15 protein-coding genes are annotated in these 17,015 nt (G+C 66.1%); 6 read left to right on the forward strand and 9 right to left on the reverse strand.

Going from position 1 to position 17,015, the window contains the following annotated elements; translation table 11 throughout:
• The 9 genes from FHW83_RS13615 to FHW83_RS13655 form a co-directional block, all read right to left on the reverse strand.
• Entirely contained in the window at nucleotides 1-933 is a 933-nt protein-coding gene (locus FHW83_RS13615) for a glyoxylate/hydroxypyruvate reductase A (RefSeq protein WP_176646883.1), read from the reverse strand.
• 10 nt (nucleotides 934-943) lie between these two features.
• The gene (locus FHW83_RS13620) at nucleotides 944-2,968 is read right to left on the reverse strand and encodes an acetyl/propionyl/methylcrotonyl-CoA carboxylase subunit alpha (protein ID WP_176646884.1); all 2,025 of its coding nucleotides are present in this window, start codon (nucleotides 2,966-2,968) and stop codon (nucleotides 944-946) included.
• A gap of 145 nt (nucleotides 2,969-3,113) precedes the next feature.
• Nucleotides 3,114-4,160, reverse strand: coding sequence for a biotin synthase BioB (bioB, locus tag FHW83_RS13625; RefSeq protein ID WP_176646885.1), 1,047 nt, complete (start codon nucleotides 4,158-4,160; stop codon nucleotides 3,114-3,116).
• 17 nt (nucleotides 4,161-4,177) lie between these two features.
• Complete coding sequence (gene bioD / locus FHW83_RS13630) at nucleotides 4,178-4,954, reverse strand: dethiobiotin synthase (protein WP_176646886.1); 777 nt, start codon at nucleotides 4,952-4,954, stop codon at nucleotides 4,178-4,180.
• Nucleotides 4,951-6,141 (reverse strand): 8-amino-7-oxononanoate synthase, encoded by a 1,191-nt coding sequence (bioF, locus tag FHW83_RS13635; RefSeq protein ID WP_176646887.1) that lies wholly within the window; start codon nucleotides 6,139-6,141, stop codon nucleotides 4,951-4,953. The genes bioD and bioF overlap by 4 nt, the downstream gene beginning before the upstream one ends.
• A gap of 2 nt (nucleotides 6,142-6,143) precedes the next feature.
• Nucleotides 6,144-7,472, reverse strand: coding sequence for an adenosylmethionine--8-amino-7-oxononanoate transaminase (gene bioA / locus FHW83_RS13640; protein ID WP_176646888.1), 1,329 nt, complete (start codon nucleotides 7,470-7,472; stop codon nucleotides 6,144-6,146).
• 10 nt (nucleotides 7,473-7,482) lie between these two features.
• Nucleotides 7,483-8,268 (reverse strand): enoyl-CoA hydratase/isomerase family protein, encoded by a 786-nt coding sequence (locus FHW83_RS13645; RefSeq protein WP_176646889.1) that lies wholly within the window; start codon nucleotides 8,266-8,268, stop codon nucleotides 7,483-7,485.
• An 11-nt stretch (nucleotides 8,269-8,279) separates the two neighbouring features.
• The gene (locus FHW83_RS13650) at nucleotides 8,280-9,887 is read right to left on the reverse strand and encodes a carboxyl transferase domain-containing protein (protein WP_176646890.1); all 1,608 of its coding nucleotides are present in this window, start codon (nucleotides 9,885-9,887) and stop codon (nucleotides 8,280-8,282) included.
• A gap of 113 nt (nucleotides 9,888-10,000) precedes the next feature.
• Nucleotides 10,001-10,438, reverse strand: coding sequence for a YchJ family protein (locus FHW83_RS13655; RefSeq protein ID WP_176646891.1), 438 nt, complete (start codon nucleotides 10,436-10,438; stop codon nucleotides 10,001-10,003).
• 101 nt (nucleotides 10,439-10,539) lie between these two features.
• On the opposite strand from FHW83_RS13655, the gene FHW83_RS13660 reads away from it, so the two are divergent.
• From FHW83_RS13660 to FHW83_RS13685, 6 genes are all read left to right on the forward strand, one after another.
• Entirely contained in the window at nucleotides 10,540-11,280 is a 741-nt protein-coding gene (locus FHW83_RS13660) for a GntR family transcriptional regulator (protein WP_176646892.1), read from the forward strand.
• 3 nt (nucleotides 11,281-11,283) lie between these two features.
• On the forward strand, nucleotides 11,284-12,162 hold the full coding sequence (locus FHW83_RS13665; protein ID WP_176646893.1) for an N-acetylmuramic acid 6-phosphate etherase: 879 nt from the start codon (nucleotides 11,284-11,286) through the stop codon (nucleotides 12,160-12,162).
• A 100-nt stretch (nucleotides 12,163-12,262) separates the two neighbouring features.
• Nucleotides 12,263-13,522, forward strand: coding sequence for an MFS transporter (locus tag FHW83_RS13670; RefSeq protein WP_176646894.1), 1,260 nt, complete (start codon nucleotides 12,263-12,265; stop codon nucleotides 13,520-13,522).
• A gap of 32 nt (nucleotides 13,523-13,554) precedes the next feature.
• On the forward strand, nucleotides 13,555-15,222 hold the full coding sequence (locus FHW83_RS13675) for a family 10 glycosylhydrolase (protein ID WP_176646895.1): 1,668 nt from the start codon (nucleotides 13,555-13,557) through the stop codon (nucleotides 15,220-15,222).
• 1 nt (nucleotide 15,223) lies between these two features.
• On the forward strand, nucleotides 15,224-16,123 hold the full coding sequence (locus FHW83_RS13680; protein WP_176646896.1) for an N-acetylglucosamine kinase: 900 nt from the start codon (nucleotides 15,224-15,226) through the stop codon (nucleotides 16,121-16,123).
• Nucleotides 16,124-16,141: 18 nt separating this feature from the next.
• Nucleotides 16,142-17,008 (forward strand): N-acetylmuramoyl-L-alanine amidase, encoded by an 867-nt coding sequence (locus FHW83_RS13685; RefSeq protein WP_176646897.1) that lies wholly within the window; start codon nucleotides 16,142-16,144, stop codon nucleotides 17,006-17,008.
• The last annotated feature ends 7 nt before the right edge of the window (nucleotides 17,009-17,015 follow it).

Raw genomic sequence — 17,015 nt, forward strand, 5'->3', positions numbered from 1 at the left:
TCAATATCCCAGTGTGCGGTCGACCACGCCGGCGACCCGTTCGCCGGCTTCGGTCTTGCGAATGTTGGCGGCGATCTGCTGCACGCTCTCGCGGCGCAAGGTCAGCGCGGAGATGTGCGGCGTGATGGTGATGCGCGGCTCCTGCCAGAACGGATGCTGCGCCGGCAACGGCTCGTTGCGGAACACGTCGAGCGTGGCGGCGGCGATGTGGCCGGACTTGATCAGCGCGAGCAAATCCGGTTCCGCGATGTGCGCGCCGCGCGCGACGTTGATGATGTACGCGCCTTCCGGCAGCTTGTTCATGTTGGTGCGGTCCATGATGTTGCTGGTGTCCGGCGTCAGCGGCAGCATGCACACCAGCACGCGGGTGCCGCGCAGGAAGGTGTCCAGTCCATCGGGGCCGCTGAAGCACTGCACGCCGGCCATGCTTTTCTCGGTGCGGCTCCAGCCGCGCAACGGGAAGCCGAACGGCGCCAGCGCCTCCAGCACGCGCTTGCCCAGCACGCCCATGCCCAGCACGCCGATGGCGAAATCCTCCTTGTGGTGCTGGGGCAGCGGCGCCCACTGGCCGGCGCGCGCCTGCGCCTCGTATTCGTCGAAGCGGCGGAAGTAGCGCAGCACGGCGTGCGTGACGTATTCGGCCATCTGCAGCGCCATGCCGGCATCTTCAAGACGGATGATGGGGACATGCGGCGGCAGCGCATCGCCGAACTTCAGCAGCGCGTCCACGCCGGCGCCGGTGACGAAGATGGCTTTCACGGTGGCCAGTTCGGCCAGCATGGCCTCCGGCGGCGACCACACCACGGCGTAGTCGCAGGCCTGGCATTTTTCGCCGGCGTGCCAGATTTCGATTTCGGCTTCCGGCAGGTACTTGGCGAAGTCCTTGATCCACGGTTCGGTTTTGCCGTCGGCGCGGTGTAGCAAGATGCGCATGGGAGCTCCTTTACGCGGCCTTGAAGGCGAGCAGCGGCGCGCCGTCCGCCACCTGGTCGCCGACGCTGTAGAGGATGTCGTCGACCACGCCGTCATACGGTGCGGCGATGGTGTGTTCCATCTTCATCGCTTCCATGATGACGAGTGCCTCGCCCTTCTTCACTTCCTGTCCTTTGGCGGCGAGGACGGCGACCACCTTGCCCGGCATCGGCGCGGTGAGGCGGCCGCCTTCGGATTCGGTTTCGCCGGCGTGCGCCATGGGGTCGTTCCAGGCCAGCTGGTGGTGGGCGCCGTTGGCGAAGACGTGGAACACGTCGTCGTCGCGCAGGACGGTGCCGTGCGTGGCGCTGTCGCCAAGCTTGATGCGGTAGTCGCCGCCATCGCGGGCCGTCAGCGACAGGATCTGCGGCGCGGCGGCGCCGGCGCTGAACAGCCAATCATTGGCGCGGTAGCTCACATAGGTGTCGTAGGCCGCGTGCTCGTCGGAGAAGGCGAGTTTGCGGGCGTAGGATTGGTTCAGGCGCCAGCCGGTGGTGTGGCTCCACGGGTCGGCGGGATTGGCGCTGGCCGGGGCGGCGGCGCGCGCCTCGCCGGCCAGCAGCGCGGCGGCGGCAAGGGCCAGCGCACCGGCGGGCACGGGCTGCGCGGGTGGGAACAGCGTGTCGTGATTGCGTTCGATCAGGCCGGTGTCCAGGTCGGCGGTGGCGAAGGCCTGGCCCTCAACGAGACGCTTCAGGAAGGCGATGTTGGAGGCAAGGCCGACGATCTGGTACTGCGACAGCGCCTGCGCCATGCGGGCCAACGCCTGCTTGCGGTCCGCGCCCCACACGATCAGCTTCGCGATCATCGGGTCGTAGAACGGCGAGATGGCATCGCCCTCGCGCACGCCGGAGTCGATGCGCACGGCGGCTGGCGTGACGCCGGCGCCGCCCAGTTCAAACGCCACCGCGTCCGGCGTGCCGAGATGGCGCAAGGTGCCGATCGACGGCAGGAAGCCTTTTTCAGGATTCTCCGCGTAGATGCGCGCCTCGATGGCGTGGCCGTTGATGGCCAGTTCGTGCTGCTGCTTCGGCAGCGGCTCGCCGGCCGCCACGCGCAGCTGCCACTCCACCAGGTCGGTCCCGGTGATCATCTCGGTGACCGGATGTTCGACCTGCAGGCGGGTGTTCATCTCCATGAAGTAGAACGAGCCGTCCTGATTGGCGATGAACTCCACCGTGCCGGCGCCGACGTAGCCGACGGCGCGCGCGGCGGCCACCGCCGCCTCGCCCATCGCCGCGCGGCGCTCGGCCGGCATGCCCGGCGCCGGCGCTTCTTCGAGCACTTTCTGGTGGCGCCGCTGCACCGAGCAATCGCGCTCGAACAGATAGATGCAATTGCCCAGCGTGTCGGCAAACACCTGGATTTCAATGTGGCGCGGACGCTGGAGGTATTTCTCCGCCAGCACCTTGTCGTCACCGAAAGAACTAATCGCCTCGCGCTTGCAGGATGCCAGCGCATCCTTGAACTGCGCCGAGTTCTCCACCACGCGCATGCCCTTGCCGCCGCCGCCGGCCGACGCCTTCAGCAGCACCGGGTAGCCGATGCGGTCCGCTTCGCCGTGCAGGAAGTCCGCGTCCTGCTGATCGCCGTGATAGCCCGGCACCAGCGGCACGTTGGCCTTTTCCATCAGCTGTTTGGCGGCTGACTTGGAACCCATGGCGCGCATCGCCGATGCCGGCGGGCCAATGAATACCAGGCCCGCTTCCGCGCAGGCTTCCGCGAACTCGGCGTTCTCCGACAGGAAGCCGTAGCCGGGGTGGATGGCTTGCGCGCCGGTGGCCTTGGCTACGGCGATGATCTTGTCGCCGCAGAGATAGCTGTCCTTGGCGGCGGCAGGGCCGATCAGCACCGCCTCGTCGCAGACGGCGACGTGCCGGGCGTTGGCGTCCGCTTCGGAGTATACGGCCACGGTCTTGATGCCCATGCGGCGAGCGGTAGCGGCCACACGGCAGGCGATTTCACCACGATTGGCGATCAGAATTTTTGTAAACATCGTCTCTCTCTTTGCGGCTTATGGCCGGAAGTTTTTTTGTAATCGCGACGTCATTCCCGCGAAGGTGGGACGGTCCGCCGCTGCGGTCCATGCTGAGCATGCGTTTAAGCGTTCCATGGGTTCCCGCCTTCGCGGGAACGACGGGTTAACAGCCGCAGCTTTCTTTTTGTACCGATTCCAGTACTGCGCCGCGCGTGCGCAAGCCCAGTTTCTCCAGCAGCGCGCGGTCGTCATTGGCTTCCGGGTTATCGGTGGTCAGCAGCTTGTCGCCGTAGAAGATCGAGTTGGCGCCGGCCAGGAAGCACATCGCCTGCACCGCTTCGCCCAGCTGGCGGCGGCCCGCCGACAGACGCACGCGCGCCTTCGGCATGGTGATGCGCGCAATCGCGATGGTGCGCACGAACTCGAACGGATCCAGCGGATCCAGGCCATACAGCGGCGTGCCTTCCACCTGCACCAGGTGGTTGATCGGCACCGATTCCGGATACGGATTCAGGTTTGCCAACTGCGCGATCAGGCCGGCGCGCTGCTCGCGCGATTCGCCCATGCCGACGATGCCGCCGCAGCAGACCTTCAGGCCCGCTTCGCGCACGTGGCCCAGCGTGTCCAGGCGGTCCTGGTACTCGCGGGTCGAGATCACGTTGTCGTAGAACTCGGGCGCGGTGTCCAGGTTGTGGTTGTAGTAATCGAGGCCGGCGTCCTTCAGACGCTGCGCCTGATGCTCTTCCAGCATGCCCAGCGTGGCGCAGGTTTCCAGGCCCAGCGCCTTCACCGAGCGCACCATCTCTTCGACCTTGTCCATGTCGCGGTCTTTTGGACTGCGCCATGCGGCGCCCATGCAGAAGCGGGTCGCGCCGTTGTCCTTGGCCTGTTTGGCCGCGTCCAGCACGGTGTCGATGTCGAGGATCTTCTTGGCTTCCACGCCGGTGTCGTAGCGCGCCGCCTGTGGGCAGTAGCCGCAGTCTTCCTCGCAGCCGCCGGTCTTGATCGACAACAGCGTGGCCAGTTCCACGTCGCCATCCGGGAAGTTGGCGCGGTGGACTTGCTGGGCCTTGAACAGCAGGTCGTTGAACGGCAGGTCAAACAACGCCAGCACTTCTTCGCGCGGCCAGGTGGACGCCGCAGGCTGGATCGGCGCGGTCGGGCGGTGCAGTGAAACGACCTTTGGTTCTTGCAGGGTGTTCTCGGACATCTTGGTTCCTTCTTCGTTCAAATTGCGTTTGGCAGCGGCCAGTTGGGCAGCTGCGTAAAATCGATATATTCGGCCGCCGCCTCGGCGGTGGGCTCGTCCAGGCGCGGCACGCGGCCGAGGAATGGCGCGGGGATGCGCTGCTCCAGCGCTACCACGTTTTCATCGGCAAAAGCCATGTCGTCCTGCGTTTCGTTTGCCACCCAACCGACCAGCTTCAGGCCGCGCGACAAAATCGCTTCCACCGTCAGCAGCGCGTGGCTGATGCAGCCGAGGCGCAGCCCGACCACCAGCACCACCGGCAGCGCCAGTTGCTCGGCCAGGTCGGCGGTGTCGAATTCGTCGTTCAGCGGCACACGGAAGCCGCCCACGCCCTCCACCACCACCGCATCCGAAGCGGCGTTGATCTCGACGTAGGCCGCCAGGATCGGCACCGGTGAAATGGTGATGCCTTCCAGCTCGGCGGCGATGTGCGGCGCGGCTGGCTCCTTTAGCAGGAATGGCGTGGTGATCGACTGCAGCAGGTGCACATTGCCGGCGGCGGCCAGGCGGTCGCAGTCGTCGTTGTGCCATTTGCCGTCCGCGCCCAGTTCCGCGCCGGCGGCCACCGGTTTCATGCCGCAGGCGCGCACGCCGCTTTCCACCAGCGCGTGCAGCATGGCGGACGACACCAGCGTCTTGCCAATTTCGGTATCGGTGCCGGTGACAAAGCAGTTGAAGCGCGGCGGCACGCCGCTGGCCGCCGCCGTCGCTTGCGTTTGTGGAGCGACTGCTAACACAAGATCGTCCAGGCTCATTTCAGCTCCTTTTCCAATGCATTGAGCGCGCCTATCAATTTTGCGACGTCCATGCTGTTGTGTGCCGCCGACAGCGTGACACGCAGGCGCGCGGTTCCGGGCGCCACGGTGGGCGGGCGGATCGCGCCGACCCACAGGCCTTGCTCGTACAAAGCCGCGCCGGCGCGCATGGTTTCAGCATTATCGCCGATCAGGACCGGCTGGATCGCCGTCTTCGAGGGCAGGCGCCGCCAGCGCTCCAGGCGCAGGCCATCGTCCAATTGTGCCACCAATGCCTGCAAATGTGCGCGCCGCGTGACGCCTTCGTCGCCTTCCAGCAGATCGAGGCTGGTCAGCAGGGCGTGCGCCAGCGCCGGCGGCGTGGCGGTGGTGAAGATGTACGGACGGGCTTTCTGGATCAGTGTCTCGATCACGGTTTCATGCGCGGCGACGAAGGCGCCGCCCACGCCGGCCGCCTTGCCGAGGGTGCCCATGTAGACCAGGTAGGGCGAGCGCAGGTTGAAGTGCTCCAGCGCGCCGTGGCCCTTGTCGCCCAGCGTGCCGAAGCCATGGGCGTCGTCCACCACCAGCCAGGCGTTGTACTGTTCGCACAGGGCCAGGATTTGCGGCAGCGGCGCGAGGTTACCGTCCATGCTGAACACGCTGTCGGTGACCACCACCTTGGTGTCGGCCTGGCTGGCTTTGAGCAGGTCCTCCAGCGCTTGCAGGTCGGCGTGCGGATACACATGGGCTTTCACGCGCGACAGGCGCACGCCGTCGATCAGCGAGGCGTGGTTCAACTGCTCCGAGAAGATCTCCGCTTGCTTGTCACCGGCGGTGAGGCCGGTGATGACGGCCAGGTTGGCCATGTATCCGGTGCAGAAGCTGATCGCGCGCGGCGCTTCCAGATGGGCGCCGACGAATTGCGCCAGGCGCTCCTCCAGCATCGCATGGGCGCGCACATGGCCGCTGATGAGGTGCGAGGCGCCGCTGCCGACGCCGTAGATGGCCGCGCCCTCTTGCAGCGCGAGCTTGATCATGCGGTGGTTGGCGAGGCCGAGGTAGTCGTTGCTGCAGAAGGCCAGCAGCTCGCGGCCGTCCACGCTCACGCGCGGGCCGCACGGCGTATCGACGGTGCGGCGCTTGCGGATCAGCTGTTGATCGTCCAGCGCCTGCAACTGCTGGTTGAGGCGTTTGAGCAGTTCCATCGTCAGCCCGCCATCACTTGGTTGAACACGGCCAGCGTGTTGGCGGCCAGGCCGTCGATCTCCTCGTCGCTGAGGATGTACGGCGGCATCATGTAGACGGTGGCGCCGATGGGGCGCATCAGCAGTTCATGCTCGGTGGCGGTGGCGAAGAAGCGGCGCGAGAAGTCCTTCGGCGCGTCGATGGCGTCGAAGGCCCAGATCATGCCGCGCTGGCGGAAGTGGCGTACTTGTTCGTGCCGCGCCAGCGGCTGCAGGGCTTGCGTCAGCCGCTCGGCTTTCACGCGGTTGGCGTTCAGCACATCGTCCTCTTCGAAGATTTGCAGCGTCGCCAGGGCGGCGCGGCAGGCCAGCGGGTTGCCGGTGTAGGAGTGCGAATGCAGGAAACCGCGCGTGACGTCGTCGCTGTAGAAGGCCTGATAAATTTCGTCGCGCGTCATCACCAGCGACAGCGGCAGGTAGCCGCCGCTGATGCCCTTCGACAGGCACAGGAAGTCCGGCCACACGCCAGCTTGTTCGCAGGCGAAGAAGGTGCCGGTGCGGCCGCAGCCGACCGCGATTTCGTCCAGGATCAGGTGTACGTTGTGCTGGTCGCACAGGGCGCGCACCAGTTGCAGGTAAAGCGGATCATGCATCGCCATGCCGGTGGCGCATTGAACCAGCGGCTCGATGATGATGGCGGCGATTTTGTCGCCGCGTTCCGTGAACAGGCGTTCGACGTCGACGGCGGCGCGGCGGGCCACGTCTTGCGCGGTCTCGCCTTCTCGCGCAGCGCGGGCGTCCGGCGACATCACGGTTTGCGAGGCGCGCAACAGCGGGCCGTAGGCGTCCTTGAACAGCGCGACATCGGTCACGGCCAGCGCGCCGATGGTCTCGCCGTGGTAGCTGCCCTTGAGGCAGACGAATTCCCGCTTGTCCGCGTGGCCATTGTTGCGCCACGAGTGGAAGCTCATCTTGAGCGCGATTTCGACGGCGGAGGCGCCATCGCTGGCGTAAAAGCTGTGGCCCAGCACATGTCCGGTCAGCGCCGACAGCTTCTCCGACAGCTCGATCACCGGTTCATGCGTGAAGCCGGCGAGCATGGCGTGTTCCAGCGTGTCCAGCTGGTCCTTCAGCGCCGCGTTGATGCGCGGGTTGGCGTGGCCGAACAGGTTCACCCACCACGAGCTGATGGCGTCGAGGTAGCGGCGGCCGTCATGGTCGTACAGCCATGCGCCCTTGCCCCGGCTGACCGGGATCAGCGGGACTGTTTCGTGATGCTGCATCTGGGTGCACGGATGCCACACGCTTCGCAAGCTGCGCGCCACCCAGTCGCTTTGTTTATTCAATTCCAAAACTGCTCCATTAATTCAACCAGGCTGGCTTTCTCTTCTCCAGGAAGGAAGCCACACCTTCGCGCCCTTGGTCCGAGGCGCGGATTTGCGCGATGCGCTCGGCCGTTTCGGCCAGCAGCGCGTCGTTGACCACCTGCCCGACCACCTCACGCACCAGCACTTTGGCTTGGTGGACGGCGTCCGGGCTGTTGTTGACCAGCGCTTTGACGATCTCCGCCACCTTCGCATCCAGCGCGTCGGCGGAAACCACTTCGTGCGCAAAGCCGATGCGCAGCGCTTCCCGCGCGCCGAATCGCTCGGCGGTGAGGAAGTAGCGGCGCGAGGCGTTTTCACCCATGGCCTTGATCACGTAAGGCGAAATGGTCGCGGGGATCAGCCCCAGTTTCACTTCGCTCAGGCAGAAATTGGCCTCCTCCACCGCGACGATGATGTCGCACGCGGCCACGAGGCCCATGCCGCCGGCGTAGCAATCGCCCTGCACCCTGGCCACCACGGGCTTGGGACACAGGTAGATGGTGCGCAGCATCTCCGCCAGTTGCAGAGCGTCGGCATGGTTTTCGGCGTGCGTGTAGCCCGCCATTTTTTTCATCCAGTTCAAATCGGCGCCGGCGCAGAACGCCGGTCCGTTCGCCGCCAGCACAATGGCGCGCAGGTCGGCATCATCACCTAGTTCACTGAAGGCCTGCTTAATCTCGGCGATGGTGGTTTCGTTAAAAGCGTTGCGCACGTCCGGACGGTTCAGCGTGACGGTGGCGACGTGGCCTTCGCGGGCGATGGTGAGGGTGGTGTAGTTCATCTCGTCGCTCCTCACATGCGGAACACGCCGAACCTGGTGTCCTCGATTTCCGCGTTCAGCGCGGCGGACAGGCCGAGGCCCAGCACCATGCGCGTGTCGGCCGGATCGATGACGCCGTCGTCCCACAGGCGCGCGGTGGCGTAGTAGGGGTGGCCCTGATGCTCGTACTGCTCCTTGATCGGCTGCTTGAACGCGGCCTCCTCCTCGGCCGACCACGCGCCGCCCTTGGCTTCGATGCCATCGCGCTTGACGGTGGCCAGCACGGACGCCGCCTGGTCGCCGCCCATCACCGAGATGCGGGCGTTGGGCCACATCCACATGAAGCGCGGCGAGAACGCCCGGCCGCACATGCCATAGTTGCCGGCGCCGAAGCTGCCGCCAATGATGACGGTGAACTTCGGCACCTTGGCCGTCGCCACGGCGGTCACCATCTTGGCGCCGTTGCGGGCGATGCCTTCGTTCTCGTACTTGCGGCCGACCATGAAGCCGGTGATATTTTGCAGGAACACCAGCGGGATCTTGCGCTGCGCGCACAGCTCGATGAAGTGAGTGCCCTTCAGCGCCGACTCCGAGAACAGGATGCCGTTGTTGGCGATGATGCCGACCTTCATGCCGAAGATGTGGGCGAAGCCGCACACCAGCGTGGTGCCGTAGCGCGCCTTGAATTCATCGAACTCGCTGCCGTCGACGATGCGGGCGATCACCTCGCGCACATCGAAAGGCTTGCGGGTGTCGACCGGGATCACGCCATATAGCTCTTGCGCCGCGTACTTCGGCTCCACCGCCTCGCGCAACGCGCCCTGTTGCGGCTTGGTGCGGTTCAGATTCGAGACGATGGTGCGCGCGAGCGACAACGCATGCAAATCGTTCTGCGCCAGATGATCGGCCACGCCGGACAGGCGCGTGTGCACGTCGCCGCCGCCCAGGTCTTCCGCCGTCACCACCTCGCCGGTGGCCGCCTTCACCAGCGGCGGGCCGCCGAGGAAGATGGTGCCCTGCTCCTTGACGATGATCGATTCGTCGCTCATGGCCGGCACATAGGCGCCGCCGGCGGTGCAGGAGCCCATCACCACCGCGATTTGCGGAATGCCCTTGGCCGACAGGTTGGCCTGGTTGTAGAAGATGCGGCCGAAGTGATCGCGGTCGGGGAACACGTCATCCTGGTTGGGCAGGTTGGCGCCGCCCGAGTCCACCAGATAGATGCAGGGCAGGTTGTTCTGGTCGGCGATCTCCTGCGCGCGCAGGTGCTTCTTGACCGTCATCGGATAATAGGTGCCGCCCTTGACGGTGGCGTCGTTACAGACGATCACGCACTCCTGCCCGGCCACGCGGCCGATGCCGGTGATGATGCCGGCGGCGGGCGCGGCGTCGTCGTACATGTCGTAGGCGGCCATTTGCGACAGTTCGAGGAACGGCGTGCCGGGATCGAGCAGCATTTGCACGCGGTCGCGCGGCAACAGCTTGCCGCGGGCGACGTGCTTGGCCGAGGCCGCCTCACCGCCGCCGAGGGCGATCTTAGCGACCTTGTCGCGTAAATCGTCGACCACGGCCTGCATGGCGGCCGCGTTGGCCTTGAAATCCTCGCTACGAGGGTTGAGCTTGCTTTCGATCTGCGGCATTGCTTTTCCTTTTCTCGTCGGGGTCAGCTCTGACATTCGGACATTGCGGAACTAATCCATTTCAAAAAAGTTCCCTGATGTCCGAATGTCAGAGCTGACCCCGAATTAATCATTTATTCTGGAAAACTACCGTCAACGTAAAACCAGCGCAGGTCTCCTCCTTCCGCCGGTTCGCGTACAAAATTACTGATCTCGTGCAGGCGCTGCGCCCGGCCATTGATCTTGAACCGGGCGACAAACTCCACCGTATCTGTGGTCAGATCGGCATCATCTGCTTTACGTTGACGTAAACGTAAAGCGGATTTTACCTCAAGTCCCAGCCATTGCACCTTTTCCTCGTCGCTCATGATGGGCTCGGTCGGCCGGGTGCTGGGGTGCCAGGTCGCCAGCAGGTAGGGCTCGTTGCGCTGGCCATAGGCGGTATAGCGCGAGCGCATCAGCGCCTCGGCGCTGGGCGCGATGGCCGTGCCGGCGATATACGGGCCGCAACACGTGGCGAGCGAGGGGCCGCCGCAGGGACAGCCGGCGGGCGCGGTGGACTTCTTGGACATGGTCGGAAACAGCCGGGGCTGGTGGTGCAAACCCCGCATTATCCGCCAAATACGGGCATTTCGCCGCCCTTGGATTACACTAGAGGCGTGAGGAGAATTGAATGAGCCAGACCAGTTTTGAATTCAAGGCGGATGCCAACGACAGTTCGCCGTTGTACATGCAAATTGCCCGCAAATTAAGCGACGATGTCCTCAATGGCCGCTACCAGGTGGACCAGGCGCTGCCGTCCGAGCGGACCCTGTCGGAACTGTTGAACGTGTCCCGGGTCACCGCGCGCAAGGCGATCGACCAGCTGGTCGACCAGGGCCTGGTGGTGCGCCGGCGCGGATCGGGCAACTATATCGCGCCGCGCATCGAGCAGCCGCTGTCCAACCTCACCAGCTTTTCGGAACAGCTGCAGCAGCGCGGCCACATTCCCGGCTCGCGCTGGCTCAAGCGCGCGATCGTCACGCCGACCCCGGAGGAACAGCTGAGCCTGGGCCTGTCGCCGTATTCCAAGGTGGCGCGGCTGGAGCGCCTGCGCCTGGCCGACGACGTGGTGATGGCCTACGAGGTGTCGGTGCTGCCGCAGACCGTGCTGAACGACCCGAACGCGGTCGGCAACTCGCTGTACCAGTACCTGGAGGGCATCAACAAGGCCCCCGCGCGCGCGCTGCAGCACATCCGCGCCATGAACGCGTCGGCCGAGCTGGCCAAGCAGCTGGGGGTGCCCGAGGGGCAGGCGTTGCTGTACATCACCCGCATCGCCTACCTGGAATCGGGCGAGGCGATGGAGCTCACCCATTCCTATTGCCACAGCGACCACTACGACTTCGTGGCGGAGATGCGCCGCGCCAACTAAACCATGCTGAAAACCGAGACGCCGAGCACGCAGCACACGCAACTGGACCTTTACCCGGTGGAGGACCTGGTCGATGCGTTGATCGACGACCAGGCGCAGGCGGCGCACGCCGTCAAGGCGGCCGCGGCCAGCATCAGCGCGGCGGTGGCGGCGATGGCGCCGCGCATCGCCGCCGGCGGCCGGCTGATCTACGTCGGCGCCGGCACCTCCGGCCGGCTGGGCATCCTGGACAGCGCCGAGCTGTATCCGACGTTCTCTTGGCCGCACGAACGGGCCGTGGCCCTGCTGGCGGGCGGCCTGGGCGCGATGTTCGAGGCGGTCGAGGGCGCCGAGGACGATCTCAGCCGGGGCGCCGCCGACCTGCGGCTGCTCTATCCCGCCTACAACGACGTGATCCTGCTGGTGGCGGCCTCGGGCGGCACACCCTACGTGCTGGGCGCGATGCAGGCGGCGCGCACGATCGGCGCGCTGACGGTGGCCATCGTCAACAACGCCGGCACGCCATTGCTGGGCGGCTGCGACCTCGGCATCCTGCTGGACACCGGGCCGGAAGTCATCTCCGGCAGCACCCGCCTGAAAGCCGGCACCGCGCAGAAAATCGTGCTGAACACCCTGTCGACGGCCTTGATGGTGAGGCTGCACAAAGTCTACGGCAACCTGATGGTCGACCTGCAGGCGACCAACGCCAAGCTGACCGAGCGCACCGTCCGCCTGACCATGCACGCGACCGGCGCCGACGCCGACGCCGCGCGCGCCGCGCTGGAGCAATGCCAGCACCAGGTCAAGGTCGCCATCCTCATGCTGCTGAAAAACCAGGGCGCCGACCAGGCCCAGGCCCTGCTCGACCAGCATGACGGCAACGTCCGCGCCGCCCTCCAATAATCCGGGGTCAGGTCCTCCATTTCTACACGACCTGATCCGTAAGGCCTCTGTTACAGTTCAGCTTGTGTAGAAATGGCGGACCTGACCCCGGAGTGTGGATATGCGAGAACGTAGTGCGTGGGCGTGGGTGCCGAGTGTGTCGTTCGGGCAGGGCGTGCCTTATGTGGCCGTGATGATGCTCTCGACCGTGATGTACAAGAATCTCGGCGTCTCGAACGCGGACCTGGCGTTTTATACGGCCTGGCTGTACCTGCCCTGGGTGGTCAAGCCGCTGTGGTCGCCCATCGTGGAGATGTTCGGCACCAAGCGGCGCTGGACGGTGTTGATGCAGCTGGTCGGCGGCGCCGGGTTGGCGGCGGTCGCGCTCACCTTGCATGCGCCGGAGTTCTTCCGCTGGACCCTGGTCATCTTCTGGCTGATGGCGTTCAGCTCGGCCACCCACGATATCGCCTCCGATGGTTTTTACATGCTGGGCCTGCCCACCCAACACCAGCAGGCGGCCTTTGTCGGCGTGCGCAGCGCGTTTTACAAGCTGGCGATGATCGGCGGCCAGGGCGGCCTGGTGTATATCGCCGGCGAACTGATCAAGTCGACCGGCGATCCCGCGCACGCGTGGTCGGTGGTGTTCGCGCTGGTGGCGGCGTTCTACCTCGGGCTGTGCGCGTATCACCATGTGATCTTGCCGCGCCCGGACTCGGACCACAGCCACGCCAGCGGCGGCGCGCTGTGGCAGGATTTTCTGCACACCTTCCGCAGCTTTTTCCAGAAACCGGCCATCCTCACCACGCTCGGTTTCCTGTTGCTGTACCGCCTCGGCGAGGCGCAGCTGCTGAAAATGGCGGCGCCCTTCCTGCTCGATCCGCGCGACAAGGGCGGCCTGGGCCTGAGCACCTCGGATTTCGGGCTGGTCTACGGCACCATCGGCGTCTGCGCGCTGGTGATCGGCGGCCTGGCCGGCGGCGTGACGGTGTCGCGCTTCGGCCTCAAGCGCGCGCTGATGCCGATGGTGTTCATCATGCACGTGCCCGATCTGGTGTTTGTCTATCTGGCCACGGCGCTGCCGGATAATCTCGCGCTGGTGGCGGTCTGCCTTGCGGTCGAGCAGTTCGGCTACGGCTTCGGCTTTGCCGCTTTCATGCTGTACATGGTGCTGGTGGCCGATGGCGAGCATAAGACCGCCCATTACGCGCTCTGCACCGGCTTCATGGCCCTCGGCATGATGTTGCCGGGCATGGTCAGCGGCTGGATACAGCAGCAGATGGGTTATCAAAACTTCTTCATCTGGGCCTGCGTTTCCACCCTGCCCGCGTTTGCGATGGCCGCGCGGGTGCGCATCCCGGCCGAATTCGGCCGTCAATAGCTATTACAATACGATCTCGACTGATTCGGAGAGTGGTTTTGGTTTTTAATGCGAAGAAGCGGCTGACCTTGTCGGCCGGCGTGGCGGCGGGCATCGCCGCCTTGCTTGAGGGGTGTTCCAGTACGCCGATGGCGCCCGCGCCGGAAGCCGGCCCCGCCGCGCCGGCGGGCTCGCCGGCATCGACGCCGGTCATGCCGGCGGCGCCGGCGGTGGTCAACGCCTCCATGCCGCCACCCGCGCCGCGCGAATTCCGCGCCGCCTGGGTGTCCACGGTGGCCAATATCGATTGGCCCAGCCGCAGCAATCTGGGCATGGCCAGGCAGCAGGCCGAGGCCCTCGCCATTCTCGACCGCGCCAGGGCGCTGAACCTGAACGCCATCGTGCTGCAGGTGCGCCCGAGCGCGGATGCGATTTATCCGTCCACGCTGGAGCCATGGTCGGAATTCCTGACCGGCCAGCAGGGCCGCCCGCCGGCGCAGGCGTGGGATCCGCTGCAGTTCTGGATCGAGCAGGCGCACGCGCGCGGTCTGGAGCTGCATGCGTGGTTCAATCCGTATCGCGCGCGCCATGCCACGGCCAGGTCGCCGCTGGCGGCCAACCACATCGGCCGCACGCGGCCGGAGGTGGTCAAGCCGTACGGCCGCTATCTGTGGATGGATCCGGGCGAAGCCGCCGCCTCGCAGCACACGCTGGATGTGGTGCTGGACGTGGTGCGCCGCTACGATATCGACGGCGTCCACATCGACGACTACTTCTATCCGTATCCGATCGATACGCCGAATGCGGCCGGCCCGGAAGGCGTGGCGCTGGACGGCGGCGTGGGCGCCAAGCAGGAGCTGGAGTTCCCGGACCAGGCGTCGTGGCAGCGCTATCTGCTCGGCGGCGGCACGCTGGACCGCGCGCACTGGCGGCGCCAGAACGTCAACTCGCTGATCGAGGCCATGTATCTCGGCATCCGCAAGGAGAAATCGTGGGTGCGCTTCGGCATCAGCCCGTTCGGCATCGGCCGTCCGGATCGCCGGCCCGCCGGCATCATGGGCTTCAGCCAGTACGACAAGCTGTATGCGGATGCGGAACTGTGGCTGGCCAATGGCTGGCTCGATTACCTGGCGCCGCAGCTATATTGGCCGGTGTCGCAGGCGCCGCAGGCGTTCGATGTGCTGCTCGATTACTGGCTGGCGCAGAACACGCGCGCGCGCCATGTGTGGCCGGGCTTGTACACCAGCCGCATCGACAACAGCGCCAAGGCCTTCGCGCCGGAGGAAATCGTCAAGCAGATCGGCGTCACGCGCAGCCGCAGCGGCGTGCGCGGGCACCTGCATTTCTCGATCGCGGCGCTGATGGAGAACCGCAAGGGCATCGCCGATCAATTGAAGTCGCAGGCCTATCAAACCGCCGCGCTGACGCCGGCCACGCCGTGGCTGGGGGCGGAGGCGCCGGCCGCGCCACAAGCCGCCGCGCGGCGCGAGAGCAATGGCGTGGCCTTGAAACTGTCGGCCGGCGCGGGCCGCCCTGTGGCGCATTACGCCATCTGGTCGCGCTACGGCGCCGAATGGCGCTTCGCGGTGGCGCCGGCGTCGCGTCCGGTGCTGCTGCTGGCCGACGACGCGGCGGGCGGCGCGGCGCAATCGGTGGTGGTCAGCGCGGTCGACCGCCTTGGCAATGAAAGTGAACGTATCAACGTCTACACACGGAGCTGATATGAGCGATCTCGGTCTGGGCATCGATGCCGGCGGCACGCAAACCCGTTGGGCGCTGGCCGATGCGGCGGGCGCCATCGTGGCCGAGGGCAGCGTGGCCGGCATGTCGGCCACGCAGATGGGCAGCACCGCCGGGCGCGACGCGGTGCGCGGCATCTTCGCCATGCTGGCGACGCAGGTGCTGGCCGCCGGCCGGCCGGTGCGCGTGTGCGCCGGCCTGACGGGCTTTGATGGCGTCAGCACGCAAGCCGCGCAGATGCTGGCGGAGGCGCTGAAGCTGGCGCCATCGTCGGTCGGCATGCGCAACGATGTGGAAATCGCCTATCTGGACAGTTTCGCGCCGGGCGAGGGTTATCTGGTGTACGCCGGCACCGGCTCCATCGCCGCGTTTATCGATGCGGACGGCCAGTTCCACCGCGCCGGTGGGCGCGGCGTCACGCTCGATGACGGCGGCGGCGGCTTCTGGATCGCGCGCGAAGCCATGCGCCATATCTGGCGGCTGGAGGATGAACAGCCCGGCGTGTGGCAGCAGTCGGCCATGGCACGCGCGGTGTTCGCGCAGGTCGGCGGCAGCGATTGGTCGCTGTCGCGCCAGTTCATCTATGGCCAGGATCGCGGCGCGATCGGGCGGCTGGCGCTGGCCGTCGCCGCCAGCGCCGATACCGATCCGGTGGCGCGCGACATCCTGGAACGCGCCGGCGGCGAGCTGGCGCGAATCGCGCTGGCGCTGGTGGGCCGCCACGGCGCGCGGCCGATTGCGCTGGGTGGACGGGCGGCGCATCTGCACCCCCTGATCGCGCAGAGCATGCGGGCGGCGCTGCCCGCCGAGCTATCGATGGAGCAGCGGCATATGCTGGCGCACCACGCGGCGGCGCGGATTGCTCTACACTCCCATCATTGAACCGATGCTGACACGCTTATGAAAATTGTTCCGCTCCTCGCTTTGACCGCCCTGGTGGCCGGCTGCGCCACGGTGGCGCCGCCGCAAGGGCCGCGCTTCGATCACTCGCTGACCGCGAAGGCGCAGAGTGACCGCGTCAAGTATGTGATCCTGCACTACACGGTGAGCGATCTGCCGCGCTCCATCAACACGCTGGCGCATGGCACGCAGGTCAGCGCGCATTATCTGCTGACGGATACGGAGCCGCCGTTCTTCTATACGCTGGTGGATGAGTCGCGGCAGTCGAATCACGCTGGGCTGAGCAGCTGGAAGATTTACAACCAGCTCAATTCGGCGTCGATCGGGATCGAGATCGTGAATCCGGGCTTCAAGGAGACCGCGCAGGGACGCGTGTACGCGCCGTTCTCGCAGGCGCAGATCGATCAGCTGATTTTGCTGTTGAAGGATATCGTCAAGCGCCACAATATCCCGATGGGGAATATCCTCGGGCATAACGATATCGCGCCGCAGCGCAAGCAGGACCCGGGGCCGGCCTTCCCGTGGAAGCAGCTGGCGGATGCGGGCTTGATTCCGTGGCCGGAACCGAGCCGCGTGGCGGCGCGCCTTCCGGGCCTGCAGGAGCAGATGCCGGATGTGACGTGGTTCCAGCGCAAGCTGGCGGAGATCGGCTACGCGGTGCCGCAGAACGGCGAATTGGATCAGGCCACGCGCAATGTGATTTCGGTGTTCCAGACCAAGTACCGCCCATCGCTTTACGACGGCACGCCGGACGCCGAAACCGCCGCGATGCTGGACGTGTTGACCAGTCCTGTGCCCGCGGTGCCGGCCGCGCCAGTGCCAGCGCCGGTGACGGAACCGGCCAGCGTCCCCATCGAGTCGCCCTGACGCGGCA

The sequence above is a fragment of the Duganella sp. SG902 genome (assembly GCF_013376005.1).
Taxonomy (GTDB): Bacteria; Pseudomonadota; Gammaproteobacteria; order Burkholderiales; family Burkholderiaceae_D; genus Rugamonas.